This window comes from [Lactobacillus] timonensis (assembly GCF_900240275.1).
GTDB lineage: Bacteria > Bacillota > Bacilli > Lactobacillales > Lactobacillaceae > Limosilactobacillus > Limosilactobacillus timonensis.
Genome location: NZ_LT964761.1, coordinates 224317 through 250410 on the forward strand (window position 1 = coordinate 224317; position 26094 = coordinate 250410).

Here is a 26094-nt window from a genome sequence, read left to right on the forward strand (position 1 = left end):
AATTGCTTGGTTCTTTTTTGCTATTTACTTCATGAAAAAAACTGTTAACAGATTACCATCTGGCAACCCATTAACAGGCTATGATGTAAATCATTCAGCTTACCAACTTAGAAGAGCCACTTCGCCATAATAACCATGTAGGTTAACAAGCAGGCGGAACTAATCGTTGCTGCCCCGAAAACTGCTCCACCGCGTTGGAAAATAACACGGAAGTTCACGGAAATACCGAGCGCCGCCATCGCCATCCCCAAAAAGATGTAGGCAGCTTGGACGCAGCTGTCTAAGACGACTGAAGATAATGGGAGGAAAGTTCCCAAGACGCTCGTCAAGATGAAACCAGCCAAAAACCATGGAATCGGCAGTTTTTTCGGTGCTGATTGGTGTTGAGCGATGCTTTTTTGCACAAACTTGCGCTGGTACCAGTAGCCAATAATCAACGCCACCGGGGCCAACAACAGAACCCGTGATAACTTCATAATCAACGCATTATCCAGGCTACTTTCGCCAAAGGCACCACCGGCCGCTACCGCGTGAGCAATTTCATGCAAGGAGCCACCGGCCACGATCCCAAACTGCGGTGCCGACAAACCTAGTAAAGGCTTCAAGCCAATTTCCAGCAAAGTAAAGACGGTTCCCATCACGCAGACCACAGCGACCGCCAGGACTTCGTTTTCCCGCTTGCGTTCTTCATCATTTGTCTCGATTTGTGGTGAGACCCCCATGACCGCAGCGGCTCCGCAAATCCCGCAACCACAAGCAGTCAAGGTCGCTAATTCGTCCTCGGCACCAAACTTCTTACTTAACCAGTAAGTCAGGCAGATCGTCCCGGCAACACCAACCATCGCGACGAGGATAGTCTTGACCCCCGCCCTGGCAAGCGTTACAAGGTTCAACCGGAACCCTAGCAGGATAATCCCTAACCGCAAAAACTTGTTGGAAATAAATGCCATCCCCGGCTGCGCGGTTTGGCGAAGCTGTTGCGGAAACACCTGCATGGCAATCCCGAGCAATAGGGCCAGCACTAAGGCGCCAATCAGGTTAACGTACGGTAGTTTAGCCAATAAGACCCCCGCCACTGAACAAGCCAGCGTCATACAGGTGGCCAGCCAAAAGCTCTTCGTTTTAATAATCGACATTCTCTCTTCCTCCTTAAAAGACACCCCTTAAATGTACCAAAAAGGTTGAGAGAAACCAAGATGAGAAAAAGAAAAACACCTGCTCAGTTTTTGCTGAACAGGTAATTCCTCATTAGCGGTTGTAAATCCGGTTAATATTGGCAGCCAGGTCCCGACACTTCTGCAAGCTGATGTTATTACTAAAGACGACAAAGGTGTGGCGGTTGGCCAAGTTGGTATAAACCGTACACGTATAGCCATCAGTGAAGCCATTGGCGTGCAGTTCGTCAGGTTTCAGGTAAAAGCCGTTATAGTAAGCTGGCTCTGTCTTAACCTCGTGCGTCGCCTTACGGTACTGGTTGCGGATGCTCGGCCGGTTCAAGATGGCACGGTGAATAAACTGCCAATAGCCCATCGGCGTCGTCATGATCTGCCCCGCACCATACTCGGCTGACATTTCCCGTTGTAAATACCGCCAGCTATTGCTTTCGTGGGGGTCGAGGATAAAGTTTTCCTTGACCAGGACCGGCGTTACATCCTTGTTGCTCTTTAACTGTTCGAAAAACTTCATCCCGCTAATGTGGTTGGCCTTAATAATATGGTCTTCCACGTACTGGTGATAGCTCTGGTGAGTGACCTTGCTAATCATGATCGCGATCAAACCATAGTTCACGTTTGCATAAAACCAAACACCAGGATCACGGTTAACGACCCGGTAATTGTGTTCCGTAAAACGGACGTTGCCGGCAGTGGTCTTAATCGGGGCGGGAGCAATGTTATGCGCATCCGCCAACCCACTAGTGTGCGTCAGTAAGTGGAAAACGGTAATACGGTCACTATTATCAACCTGGGGAAGGAACTTGGATAACTTCGTCTTTGGTAACAAGGCTCCCTTATTAAATTGCTGCTGGAGGGCCACCCCGGTAATCCCTTTTTCTAAGGAAGCAATCGGAAAAAGCCGGTGGACACTGATTGGCTTGGCCTTCCCATCTTTAGTGTCCACATGGTTGCTGATCACCGTCGGGTGATTAGCTGAGTCACCGATAAGGACGGTCGCATTGGCACTCCGGCCTTTCAGTTCCTGGGCAATCTCATCCCGTTGTTGTCGACTGATCGACTGCTGACTAGCAGCCACTGGCGCAGGTATCAGGGCAAGTAATAGGGTCATCAGCAAGGCAGCTGCGACCCGTCGGAGAAAATGTTTAACTTTCACAATAGCCCCTCTTTTCTAATAATAAGCTTAAAATAATACCTCTCACTTACCATGGTAATATATTGCAATCGGTTTCTCAAACACAAGTATTAGCTGTCGATAATTAGTTACTTCACTTTCAAAAATAATCACTAGCTCGTTTCTCTAAAAAAATCACATTTAAAGGTGACAAATTTATCCACGGAAACAAGTGCCAAACAAAAATTATTCAGATCCCTTGTTTATTGACCGGGAAAAAGTAACAATAATAAAAAAGAAAAGAGGTCAGCTTTAATGGAAATTACTAACGTCCCACTCCATCAACCGTTCTCATCATTAGATATTTACCACAGTAACAGCGACCGGCCACTGCCTGGCTTAGTGATTCTCCCAGGTGGTAGTTATAACCGTGTTAGCGAACGTGATTCAGAGCGGGTCGCCATTACCTTTGCCAGTCATGCCATGCAAACATTTGTTGTTCGTTACCCAGTGGTGGAACATAAAAACTACCAAGACGCTAAACAGGCTGTAAGGCAGGCCTTTGACTATCTTGTTCAGCACGCTCCAGAATTAGACCTCGCCGTTGATAAATTAGGGATCATTGGTTTTTCTGCGGGTGGACAATTAGCGGCGGCTTACAGCAATTTGCCAACAACCCACGCCCGCTTTGCTATTCTCGGTTACCCGGTGATTACTACTGCTCTAGACCAACATATGGGCGTCACGACTGAAGATGTTAGTCAACTTGTCAGCTCTGCAACCCCGCCGACCTTTATTTGGGGGTCTAATAAGGATCCGCTCACTCCCTTTACGGAACATATTTTGCCGTATGTTCAGGCTCTCGACAATCAGCACGTTCCTTTTGAATTACACCAATTTTCTACGGGTGGTCACGGCATGGCACTTGCTAACACCTACACTGCCGTCGTTAACCGTCAGCGGAAGGATTCACACATGGCACTCTGGTTGCCGTTACTATTGGACTGGCTTCATCAACTAAACATCTTGAAATAAGAAAAGCTCTGACTAGCAAAATTGCTAATCAGAGCTTTCTTTAACTATTCAGGGTATTACCAGCTGTAGTCTTCAGTATCCTTCAGGCCACGGCCAGTTGCCTTGTCCAAAAGGATCCGTTGTTCAAAGTGCGCAACGTTCCGCTTCGTTTGTTTAACCATGTCAGGGTTAACGGAGATGGCATCGATCCCGCTTTGAATTAAGAACTGGGCAAATTCTGGGTGAGTCGACGGTGCCTGCCCACAAATGGAAACCGTCCGGCCATCCTTATGTGCCGCCTTGATTAAGTGACGGATAGCACGTTTGACTGCCAGGTCCCGTTCATCAAACAGTGAAGCAACCGTGTCGTTGTTCCGGTCACAACCGAGGATCAGCATTGCCAAGTCATTGCTCCCGATGGAGTAACCGTCAACGAACTGGTTGAACTTGTCGGCGCAAATAATATCCGACGGAATTTCCGCCATCATCATAACCTAAAAGTCATCACTGCGGTACAGCCCTTCTTCGTGCATGATCTCGGTAATCCGTTGTGCTTCGCTGCCCCGCCGTACGAATGGAATCATAACGTTCAGGTTCTTCAAACCAAATTCGTTCCGAACCTTCTTAACCGCCTTTAATTCCAGCTTAAAGGCTTCGATGTACTTCGGGTCGTAGTAACGGGAAGCGCCACGCCAGCCTAATAGGTCTGATGGTTCGTGTGGTTCATACTTGTCCCCGCCCTTAAGGTTACGATATTCACTCGACTTAAAGTCAGAGAAACGCAGGACAACCGGCCGCGGACTCATCGCCCGGCAAACAGTACTAATCCCGTCAGCCAGCTCGTTAACCACCTTTTCGGGGTGCCCAGTTTCGATCAGGTAAAGCGGGTGTTCGTGAATATAAGTGGTCCACAAGAATTCTTCCCGCATCAGTCCGATCCCGTCAGCCGGCAAACTAGCGTACTTGTCAGCTAATTCAGGGTCACCAAGGTTCATCAATACCTTCGTGCCAGTTGGAGCAAACTGCTCGGCGGCAACCACCGCACCATCAGCCGCAGTAGCCTGCTTAATTGGTTTAACAATCGACTCAACGTTGCCCTTGTAAACAACCCCGTTCTTGGCGTCAACCGTTACTTCATCGCCGGTCTTGAAGATATCCATGGCTGCCTTGCCCTTACTCTTGGTGCCGACAATACATGGGATCTGCATTTCCCGGGAAACGATGGCGGCGTGACAGGTCATCCCCCCGTTATTGGTGATGATAGCGGCCGCCTTCTTCATTGCTGGAACCCAGTCTGGTGACGTCTGGACAGTTACCAGTACTTCGCCCTTCTTAAATTCGTCAATATCCTTCGGGCTGGCAATGACGTGAACCTTCCCGGCACCAAAACCTGGACTAGCCGGCAACCCACGAACCATTACTTCTACTTTTGTTGCGTTACCCAATGCTTCTGCCCCTTCTTCCGATTTGTTCTGCTTGTTTTTCCGTGACCAGACCGTTTCTGGACGAGCCTGAACGATCCATAACTTGTTAGTATTCTTATCCAGAGCAAATTCCATGTCCATGTAGCAACCATAGTGTTGTTCGATCTTCTTAGCGTAGCCGGCCAGTTCCCTAACCTGGTCGTCGGTCAAGACTTGCTTGTCAGCCAGATCTGCCGGGACTGGTTTTTCGACCGTCCCGCCATCTGGTTGCCGCTCCAACATAATTGGCTTGTTAACAATGTTGCGGTCAACGATCTGGAGGGTCTTCTTATCAATCACAAAGTGGTCAGGCGTGACTTTGCCTAAAACAATGTACTCACCTAAACCATAGATTGTATCGAGAACGATCTGCTTATCATTTCCGTTGGCAACGTTAACCGAGAACATGATCCCGGAAGCCTTGGAAAAGACCATCATTTGAATGGCAGCTGACAGCGCCACCTTATCAGTCGGGAAGTTCTGCTTGTGACGGTAGTAGGTTGCCCGGTCGGTAAATAAAGAGGCATAGCATTCCTGAACGCGGTTAACCACGTCGTCGGCGCCACGAATATTCAAGTATGATTCCTGCTGACCAGCAAATGATGCATCTGGCAAGTCTTCGGCAGTAGCACTAGAACGAATAGCTACAAAGGGGTCCTTCTGCCCCATCTTATCTGCTAGTTGGGCATAGGCCATCTTGATGTCGCGTTCGATGTCGTCTGGCATTTCAGCATCGACAATTGTCTGGCGAATCTTGGCGCAGGTAGTGTGCAGTTCATCGGAATCTTCATAATCCTTGATCCCGGCGAGCAGTGCTTCAACCTGATCCTTCACCCCGCTCTTGTCCATAAATTCACGATAAGCCCGGGCAGTTGTCGCAAAGCCATAAGGTACCGGAACGTCCATTGAGGAAGTCATCTCACCCAGTGACGACGACTTACCCCCAACGAGGTTCACATCCTTGCGGTGAAGCTCGTCAAACCAGAGAACATTTGCTTGTTGTCTATCCATAAATATTTCTCCTCTCACACCTTGTGAAAATGTCGAAATCGTTTTCATTGGTATACATTAAGTTTAAGACCATTTAGCGGTAACCGTCAATGAGCAAATTGTTGTTATTATTAAACAAATATATTATGTATTGTTTTAATAGTCAGTAAAAAGTTTTATCACATTTTACTTAATCTAAATATGATAATATAATTTCGCAAACCATTTTCATGGACTATATATACCAATTTTCAATGATGTTGGTTTGGTGTATCGATATTATTTGACTAACTCTTTGATGCGAACGCTTTCATTCGGTGGTTGTTTATCATTTTCAAAATGTGCCCACAAAAGAAATGAAAACAAAAACACGAGCACTGGATCCGCGCTCGTGTTCATAATCAATGTGTCCTCTCGATAAGGCATATCACCATAAAAAATGGTCCAAGCCGCTCGCGCTTGGACCAAATAACTTAAATTTCTTGCAAACCATCATGACGACGCCCGCGGTTAAACCACGGTGAAACAGTGAAGGCCAGAATGTCGTTAGCCACGTAAATCAGGCTGTTAACCGCCATCGCCAACGTGGCATCTCCCTGGGCGTAGGTAACACCCCAAAGGATCAGCTGGAAGATCCCGGAAGCCAGCCACCAGTAAAACTGGTTGTTGTAGCGCATGAAGCACATCACACCAGCCGTTAAACTGATGGAGAAACTAATCGCGTCAATCCATGGCCGCGGGTCGTTTGTTAAATGACCAATCAGGTAGCCAGAAACAACGTAAACCAGCAGCGTCCCAACGATCGCCACCAGCCATTCCTTACCACCAAACTTGCGAAGGTGGTTCTTGGTATCATCATTCCAGGAGTTGACCGCCAAAATCACTGGCAGGTCAAGCGTCGCGATGTAGGCCAGCTGTTCAAAAATTGATAAGTAGTTCTTGGCTGACCAGCCCGCATAGATGAAACAAGCCGCCGAAATCAAACCGAGCCAGCCGTTAATGGCTTTCGTAGCGTTAATTGCCAACACACAAAGTGTCCCCAGCAACGTCCCGATGAAGGTGATCGCCGTTACGGTCGTGATCTTGTTTTCAATTAGTAAAGCTAGCTGGAAGCCAAAGGCAAAGAACCAGAGCATGTAATTCTGGATGGGCCACCCCTTCAACTGGTTAAACAGCCACTTAAAATACCCCACTGGCGTGCGAAAATGAATCTTTTGGTTTGTCATACATCTATCTCCCTTATCTTTTAGGTCGGCCATGTCTCCACGGCCGCCTTGTCCGCCGGTCATCTGTCGACCAGCATCTAAAAAACAAACGTTGACTATTATAACAAAAGATTCGTGCACCAAAAGTTTCGACCTGGAGGGCACATCCTTGGTAAGGATTTCATTGTGACAGTTGCGGTTAGTCCACAACGAGAAATTATTATTTCAAGATGATTTTTAGGTCATATGATCTAATCGGAGAAAACATACTCTCGTTACTTTGATAATCACTCATTGAATATCAAATAATAAAACTAGCATTATGGGCTAAAATATTGAAAAATACTTTTCGCACACAATTAAGATATTTAAAAAGTCGTCTAGTATTGATTCGTTCAATATTAACACGGGGAGCAGGGGGTACCTATCGCTAACCAGATAGGTACTCCCTTTTTGTGTCTTCATTTATATGGAAAAGAGGTTATTTAGTTCATGGATCAGAAAATCAAACACCCCCTACTTTGTCATTTCCGGAATGCTGTTAGGGGCATTCGTGGGGATGTTTAGTGAAACTTCACTTAACATTGCCCTACCAACGCTGGTCAAAAGTTTTGCCACTACTACTGCAACAGTCCAATGGCTTGTTACCGGATATATGCTGGTCATTGGTATTATTTTGCCGTTATCAAGCATTATCTCCAAATGGTTCACCACGCGGCAAATCATCAGTTTTGCACTCATTGACTTTATGGTCGGTGCTGCCATTTCCGCTCTCGCACCCAATTTTCCACTTCTACTAACCAGGCGGATGATTCAAGGGATCGGGACGGGACTGATTCTTCCACTAATGTTTGCCGTCACGATGCAAGTCTTCCCACCACAAAAGATTGGGACCGCGATCGGGGTTAACGGGTTGGTAATTATGTTTGCCCCCGCCATTGGTCCCACTTTGACTGGCTTTATCCTCGGAAAGCTGTCTTGGAATTGGATCTTTTGGTTATTTATTCCATTCTTGGCGATTGCCCTTTTCTGCACCCTGAAGTTCTTAGTGAACGTTGAAAAGGTAACTCGCCCCCGAGTAGATAAACTGTCAATTATGGAATCGGTGATTGGCTGTTCCTGTCTCGTTGTTGGTGTCAGCTTTGCCAGCACGTTTGGCTGGTTATCATGGCAAGTCCTGACCTTTTTGATTATCGGTATCATTATTCTGGCTGCATACACTGTTCGGCAGGTCAAATTGCCAGTCCCTATTCTTAAATTACAAACCTTAAAAAATAAAAACTTCGCAATTTGTGTTGTAATCGTCATGCTGGACTTTGGAATGATGCTTTCCGCAATGTACCTGTTGCCAATGTATATCCAAAATAGCTTAATGCTTCCGGTAGCCTTGACCGGTATCGTCATGCTGCCCGGAGGGGTTATTAACGCTATCACCTCAGCAATTGCCGGAAGGATATACGATTATGCCGGTTTTAAGAAGCCTGCTATCTGCAGATTTATCATTGCATTAGTCGGGGCCGTGATGCTTTTCTTCACAACGGTTCATTCATCAATTGCATATGTTATTGCAGCTAACGTTATCTTAATGATTGGTGGTCCGTTAGCGATGTCCCCGGTTCAAAGTGGCGCACTTAATTCACTGGCACCAACTGATTCGGGGGATGGTTCAACCATTTTAAACACCGTCCCGCAAATCTTTGGTGCTATTTGTACCGCCATTGCAACGAGCCTGTTAGGAATGGGCCAACGTTCCGTCACCGGAAGCTCGCCAGTCCAATTTGTTGCTGGGTTTCACTATGGGGTTAGCTTTACCATTACCGTCATCATTATCGGTATTATTTTAGTTGCTCTCACCAAGGAACAGCGAAAATCGGTAGATGTCCGACACAAATAAACCTTGAAATGATCATCAATAAGAGCCCGCTGGATATCTCCGGTGGGCTTTGATTGTCGTTACGCCATTAATCCTTTGAATTAATTACTACCAAAAATTGTTCCACATAGTATAACTATATGCCTTTAATAAGGCTGTCAGCAATACAGATCCACTATAATAATAACGAAGAGAGGCAATTTATAATGAAATTAAAATGGCAAATGTTTTACAAAAGCAAGTGTTTTTTCCCAGTATGTACCCTGTTGTTTTTAAGCATGGCAACCTTTGTAATCTATGAAGTTATGAACGTTTTTCATTTATTGGTCGCCATATTAGTCGTTGTCCTATTTGCCCTCGTTATTAAATTATTAGCCATAATACTCGGAGCTGTATTGTCTATCTTTAAATGAATATTGCTTAAGCCGATCAGTTAGACCGGCTTTTTGCATATGCAGGATGAGTTATGATCATCTCTACCTGTCCGTCGCAAAAATAATAGTTAGTTGTGTAAGCGGATCGCATCCATCTACATGGGGAATACGTTTTCGTCAACGTACGTCAACAATAGCCGGTAGGATCACCCCCCATCTACATGGGGAATACCCGTAGCAGTTATGTTCTTTGTGGCCATAAATAGGATCACCCCCATCTACATGGGGAATACTCATCAGACTTTTCGTTAGTAACTAATTTGTCATTAGCCTTTTCTTCATCAGACTTTTCATTAGGGATCACCTCCACACCTGTGGAGAATACTCCCAGCTAGGAGCACCGTGGGCCGTCTTTAAAGGATCACCTCCACACCTGTGGAGAATACGATAATAAATATGTTTGCCAACTCGCTTAGTCGGGATCACCTCCACACCTGTGGAGAATACCTCCTCTCACATTGGATACTGCTTGGCATAGGAAGGATCACCTCCACACCTGTGGAGAATACACCCAGACGTTTCTGATGAAGAGCGTGAAGCCAGGATCACCTCCACACCTGTGGAGAATACTGGTAGACACTGTGCAGAATGTCGGAACAACTAGGATCACCTCCACACCTGTGGAGAATACGTACGGACGCCAATATGGTACCGCACCGTCACAGGATCACCTCCACACCTGTGGAGAATACTAACATCAGGTTCATCGCTACCTGCGGGCCAGAGGATCACCTCCACACCTGTGGAGAATACTCGTTTTAAACAACGTGTTTGGCGGAAAGCAAGGGATCACCTCCACACCTGTGGAGAATACTCACTGGCAGTCCAACTGCAAGGGGTCAAGGCAGGATCACCTCCACACCTGTGGAGAATACCTTAATAATCAAGGATTTGTACAACAGGAATAGGGATCACCTCCACACCTGTGGAGAATACTCACGATCAAAGATTTTTTCAGCCAGCGAGTTGGGATCACCTCCACACCTGTGGAGAATACTGTAGCAACTAAAAGAGTCGGCAAACATATTTAGGATCACCTCCACACCTGTGGAGAATACATCACGAAAGTGTCTGCCGCACTCCTAAAGCCGGGATCACCTCCACACCTGTGGAGAATACACAGCAGTTTCAAATGTTGTGCCCTTTGGGACAGGATCACCTCCACACCTGTGGAGAATACTACTGGTAGCCAGTCGCTGGACAATTGTCTGAAAGGATCACCTCCACACCTGTGGAGAATACCATTGCTGCATCGTGACTATGATCGTGAAAAAGGGATCACCTCCACACCTGTGGAGAATACTTAGCGACATATTCCCGAGTGGCCACGTCTTGAGGATCACCTCCACACCTGTGGAGAATACGATTACATTAATTCCTACCAGTTTCAATTATCGGGATCACCTCCACACCTGTGGAGAATACAGGACGGAATCGAAATGAGGACAGATCATAGCAGGATCACCTCCACACCTGTGGAGAATACCCGCTTAGTCAGTTGACCCATCTTCTGCAGCTGGGATCACCTCCACACCTGTGGAGAATACAGAAGGCAGCCCGGACGATTATCAGGGAGCTGAGGATCACCTCCACACCTGTGGAGAATACAGCCTGAACCAACCTTTCACGAATACAAACATAGGATCACCTCCACACCTGTGGAGAATACCTGACTATGCTACTAAAGAAGACCTTAAGGCTAGGATCACCTCCACACCTGTGGAGAATACTCACTCCTTTCTTGATTTTTTATCTATACATAGGGATCACCTCCACACCTGTGGAGAATACACATCTTTCATACCTATAACGATCCAGCCACCGGGATCACCTCCACACCTGTGGAGAATACTCAGCATAGATAATCCAGGCACCACTAGTCGTAGGATCACCTCCACACCTGTGGAGAATACGCAGGCTATCACCAGGTGTTGTGTCATCAATGGGGATCACCTCCACACCTGTGGAGAATACTTGTCACTAACATATTTCTGATCAAGTCGACCAGGATCACCTCCACACCTGTGGAGAATACACTTGCGCTGGCGTTTGTCCAGCGTTGACACCAGGATCACCTCCACACCTGTGGAGAATACGGGGTTTCACCAGCGTTGCCGACACCGAAGCCGGGATCACCTCCACACCTGTGGAGAATACATGTATCGACGCTAGGGATCGATCGTAGTCACAGGATCACCTCCACACCTGTGGAGAATACGTGTCCGTAATACCTTGATGGGACTATGTGATAGGATCACCTCCACACCTGTGGAGAATACTTCAATTGAACGGCCATCTGAACGATGTCAACAGGATCACCTCCACACCTGTGGAGAATACAAACGCCGTACTGTTAGTTAGTCGGTAAATCCGGGATCACCTCCACACCTGTGGAGAATACCCAATTTATTCATGAGGTCAATGACTTGGTCAAGGATCACCTCCACACCTGTGGAGAATACCGTGTACCAAACGGCTCAGCGTACTATTTAATGGGATCACCTCCACACCTGTGGAGAATACATACCTGCCATGATACTGACGTTGTGATCACAAGGATCACCTCCACACCTGTGGAGAATACACTCAAGTAGTATACCCGAGCGCCAGTCGTTTAGGATCACCTCCACACCTGTGGAGAATACCCATTGACCACCCGGACAACGAAGTGCACGCAAGGATCACCTCCACACCTGTGGAGAATACCACCTGAAGCTCGGTGATGACCAGTACCCGCAGGGATCACCTCCACACCTGTGGAGAATACTTGAGCCGGTGGCCAGCCCACAGGACAAGGCTAGGATCACCTCCACACCTGTGGAGAATACGTATCCTTATCCTTTAAGTAGCCAAATGGAATGGGATCACCTCCACACCTGTGGAGAATACCATCTGCTCTGGAAAACGATACGTAACTTGGCCAGGATCACCTCCACACCTGTGGAGAATACTGGTCCGGTTCGATGTTGCAACAGGATTTAAGTGGGATCACCTCCACACCTGTGGAGAATACATTCTTGAACGTAAATCAAGGGCCAGACGTTGGGGATCACCTCCACACCTGTGGAGAATACACTAAAAGATCCCTAAGCTGGCGCGGTTTTCAAAACGACAGAGCCCCTATTTTAATGAGTTTGATCGCCAACTGATACTCGGCTCGAGCGTCCGCCAATGCGTTGTGCGGCCGCTTATTTTCTATCTTATATTTTTGTAAAACCGTCGGTAATTGGTAGTTATCCAAAAAGAGGTCATGCTGTTTAACAGCCCTCATCAAGTCGATAAAGTCATTATCCAACCGCAAACACTCAACCTCATCACAAGCTTGTTGCAAGAAGTGCCGATCAAAGCTGGCATTATAGCTAATCACCGCTAGCGACCCGATAAAGTCCTTTAAAGCCGCCAAAACACTCTTCAATGATTCACCATGTTCGGCTAATAATTCATTACTAATCCCTGTTAACTGGCTAATCTTATCTGGTATTGACTGCTTAATCCGGATTAACCGATAGAATTCCTCCTGGTGACCGCCAACATTTTTCACAGCACAAATTGAAATGATTTCGTCTTTTTCGAAGTCCAACCCTGTGGTTTCAACATCAACTACCACGAACTCCTTTGTTTGTTGGTAGTTTTTTTGTTGGCGATTCCTTTGGCGTCGGCCATACACTGCCGCCTGGTGCCTCTTATAAGCCTTACTAAATCCTAGTTTTCGTTTTATTGGTGCTTCCGTCAATGTCATCAACAGCGGAATGCCGTCATAGTCAATAACCTTCTTATCCGACCTGGTGGTCCGAAATTGATAGCCCAATTCGTTATTGGTGTTATATACCATTGTCGCCTCCCCACGACCAATGTTATCCTTCACCCGCTGCCACAGCGCATCACGAACCTTGGCATTAACATTTCCAACATAAACACCAGTCTGAAGTTCTTGACACCACTTCGTAAGGTCACCACGTAACGAGCGTGGCACCTTAGTCAACGTGATTACTATCATGTTAGTTCACTTCTTCAAAATCATGATACTGAACACCAAACTTTTGCAAACCTTCCCGATCGTCCCAGAGAAACAGGGTTTGCGCTTCCGGTACATCTTGAACATCCAATAGGTATTTCAGATCATGCACCATTTGGACGATTAATTTACCCTTCTTAAACTCATCACGCATCCCTCGACGAGTCCGTCCAGCGATATAATCATCCCCGTACTCGGCCGTCATATCAAAAGCCAGCGGAATAGAATAATCAGCTTTATAGAGATCTGCAAAGTCGTAGACAAAGGAGAGGTCATGCCCCGTGTGAACAAATCCCAGACCAGGTGACGCCCCAAGAGCAGCAATCACACTGTAGCTCAACCCATAAAGCGCCTGGTGAGCAACCGTTAATGCTTTGTTAATCGTCGAGGAAGAATTAAAGTCATCAGGTTTGTACTGGCGATGATCCCACGGCACCCCTGTTCGCTTGGATTGTGTTAAATAAACACGGCGAACCCGAGCACCCTCTTTTCCTCGTAATTGTTGCATCGTTAGTTTTGAAACATCTTCAGTTGGAAAACGTAGCTGGTACATCTTGCGGGCAACATGAATTCGTGAACGGCGGTTAGAGACCAGCTTAGCCTGTTGAACCAAAAATTTAGAAGAATGGTTCAGGGCGCGACCATGCGCATACTGCCGCACACCATGTTCACCAACCCAGACTACCGCCATTCCAGAGTCACCCATCAGCTCCATGGCCCGGTGGGTCACATCAATTCCCGGCCCCAGCATCAAGACACTAATTAGTGCTGAAGGGACACAAACAATCCCCTCATTCGTTACCACTTTAATGGCACTATCTTGTCGATTCAAACGAGCATGTTCCAAATACAAAAAACTAATTCGATCGCGGCTGCGTGCAAGCTCATTAATTTCTGGCTTCTTCGCACCGCTTTTTTTAGTCATGTTTATCTCCGTTCTGGGATGACCGTTAACAACCCCATCCCGTAGGCCTTTTCTCGTCCGATACCTTCCGTTAATGCTTTTTTGAACTTATCTAGATCGGTGATTTTAAGAGCACCTTCGAAGCTAGCTCTGCTGAGTTTAATCTTCCGCTTGCCATGGTAAAGCAGGGGCCATTCACGGCTTGTTAAATCAAAATATGGTTCGCCATCTCTATTAGTGACAAACTGAAAACCACATCGTTCCGCGCGTTCTGCCAGCCATTGCTTTTGTTGGGCCACTGTCACATGAGGGTAAATCCGGCCACTTTCTTTATCCCGATAACTAGGGTTGGCCGTCAGTCGAAACTGCATCACCATCCCCACAGCTAACTGCTGAAGAAAATGATCATAGCTCTTAGTGCCAGCTGTACCAGTAACGCCATATTTTGCTAGCTGATTCAGGTCGGGCTTATCATTACTCAGTAACAGTAGGTACTCTTTGTCACCCAGAAAGTCAATCCGCCAAAGGTGTCGTAACCGTTGCCCCTGGTTGATTTCCTGAGGAAAACTCTGCTCAACCCAGTTATGATAAGCGCCCAAATGGCTTAAACTCTTCATTTTTTGCCGGTTGTGCGTATCAATTTCTACTCTTGATAAATACAATGTCAGTCCTCCTTTCCAAGAAAGTCGTAGATATTATGGCCAGTATCCTTCGCCTCGACATACTTTGGATTTGTTAATTCAACGCGAACTTTAACCACTGCCCGATACTTACTAAAACGGTGTTCTTGGCTAAAACTACCAATTGCGTCTTTAACCAGCGTATTTGGTTTGTTAGGCAATAGTGTTGCGTCTGCAAATAATTCCACTGAATATTCGTTTTCCCATCGGTGCTGACGCTGGTACCATTGGGACGCCTGCCAGCTCAAACGTTTTAACACTTCAACTGGCGTTTGCTGATCAAATAATTGCGTATTCAGTACACCTGCCGGCGGATTAGCGCGGCGACCAAGATAAAGTTGAAACTTCGGATGGTGCAACGCCCATTCAATCCGGTCAATTTCATCATCGTCTCCCCCAAGGGCAACCATGAAAACTGCATCCTGTAAATAGTCACGGTAAGTTAGTTTCCGTGCAAACTTCGTCTTACTCTTCTGGTACTCAACAATTTGAAAATCGGTGAGTGGTTGTCCTGGTTGGTCGACCCGTACAGCAAAAGCCAGCTGGTTTAGCTCTGGAATTCGTGGATCATCGCGACGATAACCTAACGCTGCAGCGATCATCCCCAGAACGGCGCTTTTGGACGGACAGTGATAGCTGGTACGCCGATCAAACGTCGCTTCATTACCATATGACTGCAGCGGTGCTGTCAGTTTAAGCGTTAGTGTTTTCATTTTCGACCCTCTTTTGAATAACGACGGCTACCTTGTCCACCAGGTCGTGACGATTATCTTGTTGTTCACCAATTTTCGCTTTTCCAGTTGTAACAACAAACGTTGCCAATGGCTGGTCAACAAACTTTAATGTCTTGGAGTATTCTTCTTCTAAACGACAAATTGATGCTTGTAGATAACCATCGTTAGAGATGACCGGTTTTTCAAAGGCAGAAACGAGGTTTACCGGTGTATCGTCACGGAGAGTGACCATTACGTACTGTGGGACTGTCTTGTTAGCAAAAGTATTTTGCTTCCCCGTTGGCATAGACATCATGAAGTCCTTGATGAACAATTTGATCCCCTCAATGGCCGCATCAGCTGACCCCAGGTTGTGAACCAAGTCTTCAACATTCACATTAGCGTAACGGAAAAGTGTTGACGAGTTGTAATCAATCGTACCCAGCATTGCTGCTCCCGCCGTATCGTCTGCCTGCTCATCATCAACTGCTGTGTAGTAGTCAAATTCGGGAGTGACTTCGTGGGTCGAAATTGCGTGAGCTACCTGGCAAGCAGCATCGACGTTCAGCGACGGATCGTCGGCGACCATCCGGCCAAACAGCGCCATGTCCAACGAGTTGTCTTGTCCGAGTATATCCTTAATGGCTGACTGAATTAGCTTTTTATTTTTTTCGTTATTCTCATCACTTATGGCAAATTGGGCAAGTTTTTCTAATTCCCCCCGACTGATCATAAAGAGCGTCTTAGTTCGATGTTCTTTTGTAATTCCCTTGGCACCGAAAATATTCTTAAGTAATTTATCAGCGATTTTTTGTGCTTGGTCAATTGACAAAGAATCGTCTTGCTTGACAATTTCTTGAGCAAGCATAATTGGAATATCCTTTGTCCGAATACCAGCTAACCAATCATTTCCCATCTCATTCTCATACTGTTCGTTATCATGGGCAAATGCCTTCCGGACAGCTCGTTTCCAAGCTTGAGATGAAACACGTGAACGCAACACCCCACCATAAATAGCGGTCTTCGGTGCCCCAGTGTCATCCCGGTTAATATTTGATGAAGGAACTGATTGTAAGACATTAATATCTAAAAACATAGTTATTTCTCCTTTGATTCATTATGCTTTGTGTTATTCCAATAATATTGTCGTCCCCAGCGTAAGGCAATTCGTCGGGCACCGCTCATGGTGCCGTATCGGAACTGGAAATCATATAAATCCTGAGCCAGTTTTGCAAAGTCAACTGGTGTTCCATTTCCTTTTGCCTTCAAAATGGATACTAAGCGGGTTAGTGAATTGATTACAGAATCAATGTTGCTAGTAATAAGGACCGTCTGAATCCGCCGGTCAAGTGCTGACTGAAGTTGTTCATCCTGCCGTAAATGAGACAGGACATTCATGAGCTCACTGTCATATGATGAAGAGACCAATAAACGATTGTCTATCCCTCGCTGGTAAATAGCAAAACAGCGCAAAGCGGTAAAAATTGCAATTTCTTCTGGATTTGGTTTCCCATCATTGCTTAAATCATGGCGATCCATTTCTTCCAATAGCAATGGCCAAACTACTACCGCCTGGCGACTATTGATTGACTGTGAACTCCGCAACCCCGCTAAGGCCGCCTTGTTAGGCTTACCATAATTCCATAGCTTGTTAATAATATTAGTTGTTTTGTTTTTAACTTCATTGCTCATTTGCTACCCCACTCTCGTTCTTCTTTCCTAGCACCGAGGATAACTGAACCGTATAGCGATTATAGTAACTAAAAATTGTTTCTAGCTTATTATCAAACGCTTTGCCACGAAATTCCTGCGGAGAAGCCTGATCAAGTAATCGTCGGCCGGCCTCATGGGCCAAGCGTCGGAGAGTATTTCGCCACTCATCACACTTCTGATCCCGGTCGTCCTGGCTAGTTAAACTTGCTAACCAACGATAAAACGGCTCGTTCAAACTTTCATAGAATTGATCAGCTAACTTCTTAGCATAATCATTCGGATTATCTAATCCTCGCAGCTCACCAGCACTTTTAACCAACTGTTGGTAATAATTACCAACCCTGTTCGATTCTTTAATTATCCCCTCAATCCGCATTGGCCAGAATGACCGAGCTTCCGGATCTTTATCAAAGAGCACATCTACATTTAATTCCATCTGGTCATATACTTCTACTGCAGGCATTTGTGAATTGGCATTACCATCCTTAATTAGTCCAACAGTTGTCAATCGAATTGGAAAATCGTTAGCAATCAATCCCTGATTTTTCAACAATTGTAACCAGTTCACTATGCCTGGTTCATGTTCGTCGTCCTTATGTGTTGAAACGTACTCGCCAAAGTTTCGCCACATTGTTCGACTCAGCGAACCAATCCAAAAGGTAGCTGGTTTCCATACTTTGTCCTTTTTGTCATATTTCCACGTCGTCATCGGTTCAATAAAAGAACCTTCACTGTCAGCTTTTGGTAATCCTGCCGTGAAAATTGTTGGCTGATCACCATCCCATTCAATATGAAGAATTCGAGACCAGAGAGTATATAGCTCAGCTAAATTATCGGGCATGATTCGAGCTGCCCGCTGATCAACGTATTCCTGCGGGGCCCATTCCCATACTGGTCGTTGGATCAAGCTAAGCGTATTGGATACATTCAGATCTAGGTTAAGCATCAGAGTTTCAAATAGATTTCTTCCTTCAATGAAAACTGGACGTACACTATAAAGCCATCCCCCAGAAACTGGAAGAGTACTTGCTTTTTTAAGCTTGATTTTATCAGTTACACCTGTAAAATTCTGATACATAATTAACCAACGAGTTAGTGATGCCAGATCCAGTTTATTCTTATTGAGCTCTGTCCGTGGCGAAAAAACAAAACGGCTATTATTACTTTCTGAAATAGTTCTATTTATTTGTTTAATTGCCAGCTTTCCCTTATCATGACCAACTTTCTTGCCTCTTAGGATTAATTTTAAAGCATCATAATTACCCTTCGAGAATTGGTAGAACGGATACCGATCGTCCAGTAAGTCAAAGCGATTACGATAGTGCTTGAGATAGTCCACCACGATCGATGAAAAGTGTCCTTGTTGATAAAGTGACGACCAGGTGTGCAGCAAAGTAACCTTATTTCGTTTATACATTGAAAGGACTAACTTTTTATTTGGCTTCCCCGCCAGCTGCATCGTTTTTAAATCAATTTTAATCCAAGGATAAGATTGACCTTTTGCGTCAAAGCGCGAATAAACTGTTGTTAAAATTGCGATTAAAAAACGAAGAATAGTCAAATCTTGAGAACGCATATCGCCAGCTAATTGACGATACTCTTGAGCATGTTCAAACAGGTCTTTTAACGACACAGTCTGTTGGTATCCATGTCGATCTATTACCTGGATCCACGGTTGAGTAATCAAGTTAAAAGTCTTATTAGTCATGACACTCCTCCTCTTCATAAGTTAAGCCTAAATCGTGTGAATAATGAATAGTGTAGTTATTAGATCCCACTGTCCACCTAGTAGACTTTTGTTCATCCAATGGTAACGCAATTGCATCATGGAGCCACACGCTATCTTGCCAATAAGGAAATTTTTTTGCTGTTCTTTTCTCTAATTCATCAATAGCTTTAGCAATATTGGGGGTTAACTTGTATGGTAATCGAATAGTTTCTTCGCTTACCTTCTTGGCTACTCTTTCATCTTGAAGATCATCAATTCTTATTCTCTCGTTCTTGTTTAACATGAAAGCTCCTTCATCAGTTTGCTGAACGAGAATAACTTCTACTGTTTCTTTAATATCTCGAACTGACGCCTGAGCTATTGCTTCATTTGTATCAGCTCCATCACGATCATTGTCCAACCACCCATGTAATGAATCGTTAGGCATAGGTTCTTCAATCTGGTAACGTTGGGCCTTAACTTCCTCTTGTTCCATATGACTCTTCAACAACCGTTTTGCGGCACTCAATCCTTTAACTTCCGCGTCCGTATTCTCGCTATAAACTCTTTGGACTAGGGGAGATACATCATCCGGAATTACCAGTTGTTGTCCCAAAAAATAATCAGTCTTCATTAAGTAGTATTTTTCGTAAATAGCTTCATTAGCTCCACCATAATCAGCAAAATGGGATGCCCCCATAAGATAGACCTGGGGTGCCATTAGATTAGCTGGCCGCGGAATCTTGTGACGATGAAGGCGACCAATCCTTTGGATCAATAGATCAACCGGTGCAATATCAGTAAAAAGCACATCAAAATCTATGTCCAACGACTGACTCAACACTTGGGTGCCAACCACAATCAGTTGTTTAGGGCGTTTGCCGCCTTTACCAATCATCTTGATCAGCTTATCTTCACGCTCTGCCCTATCTGAAGTCAGAAACTCTGAATGAAGCAGTAAAACTGGTATACCATCAAATTCTTTTGAGATTTGTTGGGCACGGCGAACAGTATTAACAATGATCCCAGCAATTCCTCCACCAGCAATTGTCTTTTTAACTCGAACTACTAGCTGGTCATCATCACCAAGTCTAATAACTTGAAACCTTTGTGAACTTTGTTTCGGAAAATCACTTAATCGATGAATTGCTGGTCCATCTGTATACGTCATTAATGGATATGCAGCATCAGACTCATCCATCTCTTCTGGATATATTCCGTAACGACCAATTATATAACTACCAAGCAACTCCGCCCGTTTTTCTGCAGGTAGCGTGGCTGATAGCGCAATTACCGGAACCTTGTATATTCCTAACCATTCCAACGTCCTGCTCAAATATGAAGACATATAAACATCGTAAGAATGTACTTCATCAATTACAACTACCTTGCCACTCATTGCCAGGTGACGTAAGAAAAGGTGCTTCTGTTTAAGACTCATCATAAGTAAGTGGTCAATTGTAGCAACAGTAAACTCTGTTAAAATTGCTTTCTTTCCCGAAAACCAACTGTTCACTACGACCGCACTACGCTCTTCAACATTCTCTGCGCGCGGCATCTTTTGCTCAGCATTGCTATACATAACGTTAAGCCCTAGTTTAACCTTTTGCTCGTCAGCAATTGAGTTCAACCAATCGGCTACCCGCTTATACATTGCCTTGGTAGTTGCCTGTGTAGGAAGTCCCATAAAAAAACCATTATGGTCAGTTTTCTCAGCTATTACCTCTGTTGCAGCCAAGGCAATTTCCGTCTTGCCAGTACCACAACCACTTTCGATAATAATCATCCCAGGATTATGAATATCATTCATTGCACCTACCATCCGTTTCTGGACAGTATGCGGCAAAAATCTCCAACGTTTTTCAAAAAGTTTTTTTACATCTGAGACTGGTTGCGGTGTCCACTCATCTTCCTTTAACCAAATTAACAACGCAGAATGAAAACGTCGTTTTTCATCAATATCAGTGAAGTTGTGCTCAATTGAAATAAGCGGAAAAAGTGGTTGAGTTTCATCATCATTCCAATACTCACTTGAAGCTAGCCAATCAGACATAATCAACAAACCTTCTAGAATGATAGCCTGTTGTTGATTAATCGATGGAACATCCCTAAGATCGTTCCACTTGGCAGAATCATTATTAATTAAGGAGAATCCCATAGCAATAAGTTCATTATAAACATCATTCCATTGGTTTATGATTTGTACATCACCATTTTTATCTACTTGATAATAGTTACTGAAGTAACTTGCTTGCTCCTCATATGAAAACAATTCGTGACACGGTTTACCATGGTGCCCACCAATAATTGCACCGACAGTAGCGCTCAATCCTTGTTGTTCCAGCAAGGCTTCTCCAGCCATTGCATGGGGTGATTTATGACGATCCGGAGATGCAACATCAAAGTCTTGCAAGCCGGTAAAACCATCCCTTAGCAAGCGTTCCATGATGTTATTATCCAGGTCATCATCATGAAGATACGATTTTTTGGTCTGAAACGCAGGTGTGGCTTTGCCAAAATCGTGAAAAAAGCCGACAAATTTGACTAACCGTTCAACATCATCTTCCGATAAATCTTGACGAATCAACTGTCGCTGTGCTTTATTAAGCCAATGTTGATACAACCAATTAATCACATTCATCGTATCGGTCAAGTGGGTGACTAATGGTAACCATAGTTCCTGACCATCACGAACATCTTTCTTAGCCCACAGGTCTTCTACTTTTCGAGAAAAGATTGTCACTTAACTTAACTCCTTATCATGTTTCTCTACTAATTACTTTCGTTCATTCTGGATAAAAAACGCTTAGAAGCTAATTGCTGATATTTATTATTGTTATTGTTTATTTTTAGTTGAAATATCAACTAATTAAAATTATAAGCAGCATTTATCTACAACAAAATTTGTTGTCCTTATTAATATAGATTATATTAGACGCTAGTTAATTTTAGCAAACTTAATACATTTTAGTGATGGTTATCGAATTAGCTAGTCGCAAAAAAGCTAATATCTAAACAGTATTCCTCATAATAATGAGGGTGACAGCGTTAATTTTGCAAGCAGCCATTTGTTAGCGCTTACATAAAAGTATACAAACAATGTTCTCACTGCGCAACTGCATAAGTTTTCAGCTCATTACATTCACACTATTCGATTACGCAGATTAATCAAGTAGGTAACATTACAGCTAACAATAGTAAAATGAAGACATTGAAGAGCGATAGATGCCTATTACGAGAAAAAAGTATTTAATCCATTGAACAGCAATTAGCATTTTTACAAATGATTAAGGAGCTGTACATTATGGATTTATACGAATTTCCAATGTTTAACGAGTTTCCGGCACAGAATTACTACTATACCTTGTGTAACACAGCTGGTACGATGCTTTAGATTAAAACAATTAATGTCTATAGGACCATCTATTATGGCAAACGAACCAGAGTTCAAAAGAGTAGATATAATTTGTATTCTCGAATATACAGTTGGTGCTAATAGATTCTAAATCGCAAGATCTTTTCTATTTGCAAAAAATCGCTGTTTTTTGCAAATAGCAACAAGGTGTATAGTATGACAAACATAAAACCCTAAAAGTAATTTATTCTTTTGCACCCCTCAGACGTTAGCATTAAATCCAAAACAGTAGTAGAATTTGATTATACGAGAGCAATAGATGCCCTACGGGACCTATTACGGGGAATAACCTTCATTCTGTGTTTGCGGAATGGAGGTTATTACTTTAAAACGTAAATTTTTCCCAATCAAAGACACGCTTTGAACTATATAGCATCTTGACACTTCCATTAAATACATAAGTTATGTAGTTTGTTGACATCCCCACCATTACCTGTAACAATAAAAACAATCAAGTGAAATGGTCAGCTGAAGACCGACTAGGCAGGCGCGAAAACGCCTGCCTTTTGTGTTTATGAAGACCCATTTAATAATTTGCGTGCTTGGATAAGTGTGAGGATAGATGAACACTTAAAAAACTATCCTGAAGATGAAAGCTACTTATTCAAAACAATGGAACTCAATCACAAGATTATTAGCTAAACAAAAATTATACTAGCTTAAATTCATTTAATAGCTCACTGCCGATTGATACTAGCCAACTAACACTAACATATAATTCAACACAATTAAGACCGCCAACGTTCTGAAAGAAAACGCTGACGGCCTTATTGTTTTATGACAAAGCCCAATAATAACTATCTATTCAGCTATTGTCCCTGGTGTTTTGCCAATAAGTTGTTGTCCATCCTTTGACTAATCTCATTTATCTCGTCTTCAAAACTTTGCGTTGTCATCATATATAGTGTATCGGCAATCGCAATTTGTGACGTAACCGATAGCAATGCTTCAGTTCGGTAACGCTTATCCGCTGAAATCGAATAAAAGCCCACAGTCCCGAAAGCATCAAGGGGCGAGTTAGCAAAGCTGGTAATGGTGATCATCGGAACATGATTCTGCTGGAGAATCTTTGCAATATACAAAATGTCATTATCATTACCCGTGTGTGAAATTAAAATAGCCAAGTCGTCTTTAGTCATCCGAGAAGCCTTCATGATGTTGATGTGATAATCACTGGCATATGTGACTTCTTTTGGTGTCCGCAAAAACATGTGATAACACTCTTGCGCAACAATATTGGAACTCCCTAAACCAAAAAAGCTCAGACGTCGACAATTCTTTAACAATTTCTTGGCTTCATTGAGTTGCTCATTAGTCATTAAAGCAAAGGTTTCATTAAGAGTTTCCAAGTTAGAGCTCAGTAGTTTCTGGGCAATCATTTTGGGACTATCATCTTTACTGATCTGCCGCTCTTTTTGCAAGGGAGTCCGGCCTGAATTATTAGCCAGATCCCATCGGAATTGGGAAAAATTTTGATAACCTAGCTGACTAGCAAAGCGTGATAATGTCGCAGTAGACACTCCTGCAGCCTTTGAAAACTCTTGAATTGTCATTGCAGAACAGTTTACACCATTTTGTAAGATAAAATCAGCCAGTTTTTTCGAACTAGATCCGAAATTTTCATACATTGTTTTAATTCTGGCGATCACGGACGCGTACATAACACTTACTCCTTGTGTTTATATTATTTTCATAATCATGAAAATGATTTACATCTTACTATAGCATATTTGTTTGCTTCGAAAGTAATTCATTTACATATAAAAACGAAATTAACGTAAAAAACACTTGAAAATGGAACCGCTTAATTGTATAGTGATGATGTAAAATTTAATCAGGCCAAACTAAATTTTATGTAAATCATTTACGGGAGGTATACATATGGGGGTTAAGAATATCGCTCCATCTGATATTCAGATGAATGTTCACGCCAATAATTGGCAGGAAGCTTTAACAGTTGCTGCTCAACCACTATTAGACGCAGATAAAATCACAACCGATTACATCACCAATATGATTGAATCGGTTAAAAAATTAGGACCATATATTGTTATTGCACCAGGGTTAGCACTTGGCCATGCTCGTCCATCTGCTGCTGTTAAGCAATCGAGCATTGCCATAGCAACTTTAGACCAACCGGTCAAGTTTGGTAATAAAGATAACGATCCCGTCGATTTAGTGATCATTTTAGCTTCAATTAATGACCATGATCATTTGGGATTAATGAAAAAGATTGTTACCTTCTTGAACAATAAAAAGAATCTGCAATGGTTACGTTCTGCATCACAGAATGAAGCTGAACAAATTGCAGATGCAATCAATAAGGGGAAGTGAAATAACTCATGTTCATGAAAGCACTGAACTTCATTGTCTACCAGGTTTTAAGTAATGAAACTATCTTTCTCGGTTTGGTTGCTCTAATTGGGTTACTCCTTCAAAGAAAGAAGTTTCCACAAGTTATTGACGGAACCGTTAAAACTATCATTGGTTTAACAGTTTTGACTGCTGGTGCAGGAGTATTAATTAATGCTCTTTCTCCCGTCGTCAACAAGTTAAATACTACGTTACACGTCCGTGGTGTTTTACCAACTAACGATGCTGTCTTTGGCGTTGTTGCTAAGTTTAATACTATTGCCAAAAACACCGTTATTACGTTCTTGCTGGCATTTTTACTTCACTTAGTTCTGGTTCGTTTAACTCATAAAGAAATTTTTAAGAACACATACTTAACGGCCCACTTGGCGCTGTACCATGCCGCATTTATGAACGTTACCATTCCAACCGTTTTACATACAAATGGATTCTGGACGATTATCATCGCTACTATCCTCAACGCAATTTATTACACTTATTCACCAGCTATCCCAAGAAAGCTATCCCACGATTGGATGCACGACGTCTCAACACTAGGCTTTATGGACCAAGTTGGTTCATTGCTCGCAACTGGAATCGGGAAAGTCTTTGGTAGTAAAGATCCATCACAAGATGCGGACCACTTGAAGTTGCCAAAATGGGCCACGATGTTCCGTGATAACACCATCATGCTATTCTTCTTGATGCCAATCATTTTTATTGGTATTGGTTTAGCAGTTGGCCGCTCAGGAATTGAAAACCTAATCGGCGGCGGCGCTGATGCGACTAATTGGATTCTATGGTTAATTCTCGAAGGGTTCCAATTCACTGCCGGGATCGTCATCCTGCTTCAGGGTGTTCGGATGTTCATCGGCTCCATTGTGCCAGCCTTTAAAGGGATTTCTGATAAGTTCCTGCCTGGCGCTATTCCAGCTCTGGATGCCCCAACAATCTTCCCTTACTCACCAATGGGTGGGATGTTCGGATTCCTTGGATCCACAGTTGGTTGCATTCTCGTTACATTCCTAACCATCATTTTCCACTCACCTGTTATTGTTTTCCCATCACCAATCATTATGTATTTTGACGGTAACGTCATGGGAATCTTCGGTAACAAAGCAGGTGGCTGGCGTGGTGCCGTTGCTGCCGGATTTATTACCGGGATGATTTCATCAGCAGCCGTCATTCTCTTCTACCCATTGACAGGTGTCTGCTACGGAAGTGGATTAACGTGGTCAAACATTGACTATGCCCTTGTCTGGATGCCATTGATGTACCTGTTGAAGTGGATTCGTCTTGGTATCTTAGCATTGCTGTAATTTGTTTTTT

16 protein-coding genes, 1 pseudogene and 1 CRISPR repeat array are annotated in these 26094 nt (G+C 43.8%); of the genes and pseudogenes, 4 read left to right on the forward strand and 13 right to left on the reverse strand.

Annotated features, from left to right (window positions below):
- Positions 1 to 107: 107 nt before the first annotated feature.
- Both C1710_RS01195 and C1710_RS01200 read right to left on the reverse strand, forming a co-directional pair.
- Positions 108 to 1136: a YeiH family protein gene (locus C1710_RS01195; protein WP_102279143.1), complete on the reverse strand. Its 1029-nt coding sequence runs from the start codon at positions 1134 to 1136 to the stop codon at positions 108 to 110.
- Positions 1137 to 1248: 112 nt separating this feature from the next.
- Positions 1249 to 2328 (reverse strand): serine hydrolase domain-containing protein, encoded by a 1080-nt coding sequence (locus C1710_RS01200; protein ID WP_102279146.1) that lies wholly within the window; start codon positions 2326 to 2328, stop codon positions 1249 to 1251.
- A gap of 273 nt (positions 2329 to 2601) precedes the next feature.
- Here C1710_RS01200 and C1710_RS01205 point away from each other — a divergent pair, with 273 nt between their 5' ends.
- Positions 2602 to 3321 carry an alpha/beta hydrolase gene (locus tag C1710_RS01205; RefSeq protein WP_102279149.1) on the forward strand — a complete coding sequence of 240 codons (720 nt, stop codon included), beginning with the start codon at positions 2602 to 2604 and terminating at the stop codon, positions 3319 to 3321.
- A gap of 56 nt (positions 3322 to 3377) precedes the next feature.
- Here the strand turns inward: C1710_RS01205 and ppsA are convergent.
- Together ppsA and pnuC are read right to left on the reverse strand one after the other, a co-directional pair.
- Positions 3378 to 5774 (reverse strand): annotated as a pseudogene (gene ppsA / locus C1710_RS01210) (phosphoenolpyruvate synthase).
- A 452-nt stretch (positions 5775 to 6226) separates the two neighbouring features.
- Entirely contained in the window at positions 6227 to 6979 is a 753-nt protein-coding gene (pnuC, locus tag C1710_RS01215; RefSeq protein ID WP_102279152.1) for a nicotinamide riboside transporter PnuC, read from the reverse strand.
- Positions 6980 to 7427: 448 nt separating this feature from the next.
- Between pnuC and C1710_RS01220 the strand changes: the two genes are divergently transcribed.
- Positions 7428 to 8852, forward strand: a complete 1425-nt coding sequence (locus C1710_RS01220) for a DHA2 family efflux MFS transporter permease subunit (protein ID WP_102279154.1) — start codon at positions 7428 to 7430, stop codon at positions 8850 to 8852.
- A 710-nt stretch (positions 8853 to 9562) separates the two neighbouring features.
- Positions 9563 to 12339: direct repeats of the CRISPR family, unit length 28 nt; unit sequence GGATCACCTCCACACCTGTGGAGAATAC.
- A gap of 29 nt (positions 12340 to 12368) precedes the next feature.
- Here C1710_RS01220 and cas2e read toward each other — a convergent pair.
- The 9 genes from cas2e to C1710_RS01270 all read right to left on the reverse strand — a co-directional run bounded on the left by cas2e (position 12369) and on the right by C1710_RS01270 (position 24074).
- Positions 12369 to 13262, reverse strand: coding sequence for a type I-E CRISPR-associated endoribonuclease Cas2e (cas2e, locus tag C1710_RS01230; RefSeq protein ID WP_102279160.1), 894 nt, complete (start codon positions 13260 to 13262; stop codon positions 12369 to 12371).
- 1 nt (position 13263) lies between these two features.
- Complete coding sequence (cas1e, locus tag C1710_RS01235; protein WP_102279163.1) at positions 13264 to 14205, reverse strand: type I-E CRISPR-associated endonuclease Cas1e; 942 nt, start codon at positions 14203 to 14205, stop codon at positions 13264 to 13266.
- A 2-nt stretch (positions 14206 to 14207) separates the two neighbouring features.
- The gene (cas6e, locus tag C1710_RS01240; protein ID WP_102279165.1) at positions 14208 to 14846 is read right to left on the reverse strand and encodes a type I-E CRISPR-associated protein Cas6/Cse3/CasE; all 639 of its coding nucleotides are present in this window, start codon (positions 14844 to 14846) and stop codon (positions 14208 to 14210) included.
- A gap of 2 nt (positions 14847 to 14848) precedes the next feature.
- On the reverse strand, positions 14849 to 15577 hold the full coding sequence (cas5e, locus tag C1710_RS01245) for a type I-E CRISPR-associated protein Cas5/CasD (protein WP_102279167.1): 729 nt from the start codon (positions 15575 to 15577) through the stop codon (positions 14849 to 14851).
- Positions 15558 to 16673, reverse strand: coding sequence for a type I-E CRISPR-associated protein Cas7/Cse4/CasC (gene cas7e / locus C1710_RS01250; protein WP_102279169.1), 1116 nt, complete (start codon positions 16671 to 16673; stop codon positions 15558 to 15560). Before cas7e ends, cas5e begins: the two co-directional genes overlap by 20 nt.
- Positions 16674 to 16675: 2 nt before the next feature.
- Positions 16676 to 17269, reverse strand: coding sequence for a type I-E CRISPR-associated protein Cse2/CasB (casB, locus tag C1710_RS01255; RefSeq protein ID WP_102279172.1), 594 nt, complete (start codon positions 17267 to 17269; stop codon positions 16676 to 16678).
- A complete protein-coding gene (locus C1710_RS01260) occupies positions 17259 to 18998 on the reverse strand; it encodes a type I-E CRISPR-associated protein Cse1/CasA (RefSeq protein ID WP_235857942.1) in 1740 nt (579 codons plus the stop codon). The genes casB and C1710_RS01260 overlap by 11 nt, the downstream gene beginning before the upstream one ends.
- Positions 18991 to 21741, reverse strand: coding sequence for a CRISPR-associated helicase/endonuclease Cas3 (locus tag C1710_RS01265; protein WP_102279178.1), 2751 nt, complete (start codon positions 21739 to 21741; stop codon positions 18991 to 18993). Before C1710_RS01265 ends, C1710_RS01260 begins: the two co-directional genes overlap by 8 nt.
- 1481 nt (positions 21742 to 23222) lie before the next feature.
- On the reverse strand, positions 23223 to 24074 hold the full coding sequence (locus tag C1710_RS01270; RefSeq protein ID WP_102279181.1) for a MurR/RpiR family transcriptional regulator: 852 nt from the start codon (positions 24072 to 24074) through the stop codon (positions 23223 to 23225).
- 220 nt (positions 24075 to 24294) lie between these two features.
- Here C1710_RS01270 and C1710_RS01275 point away from each other — a divergent pair, with 220 nt between their 5' ends.
- Both C1710_RS01275 and C1710_RS01280 read left to right on the forward strand, forming a co-directional pair.
- Positions 24295 to 24747 carry a PTS sugar transporter subunit IIA gene (locus tag C1710_RS01275; protein ID WP_102279184.1) on the forward strand — a complete coding sequence of 151 codons (453 nt, stop codon included), beginning with the start codon at positions 24295 to 24297 and terminating at the stop codon, positions 24745 to 24747.
- A gap of 8 nt (positions 24748 to 24755) precedes the next feature.
- Entirely contained in the window at positions 24756 to 26084 is a 1329-nt protein-coding gene (locus C1710_RS01280) for a PTS ascorbate transporter subunit IIC (RefSeq protein WP_235857943.1), read from the forward strand.
- Positions 26085 to 26094 lie beyond the last annotated feature (10 nt).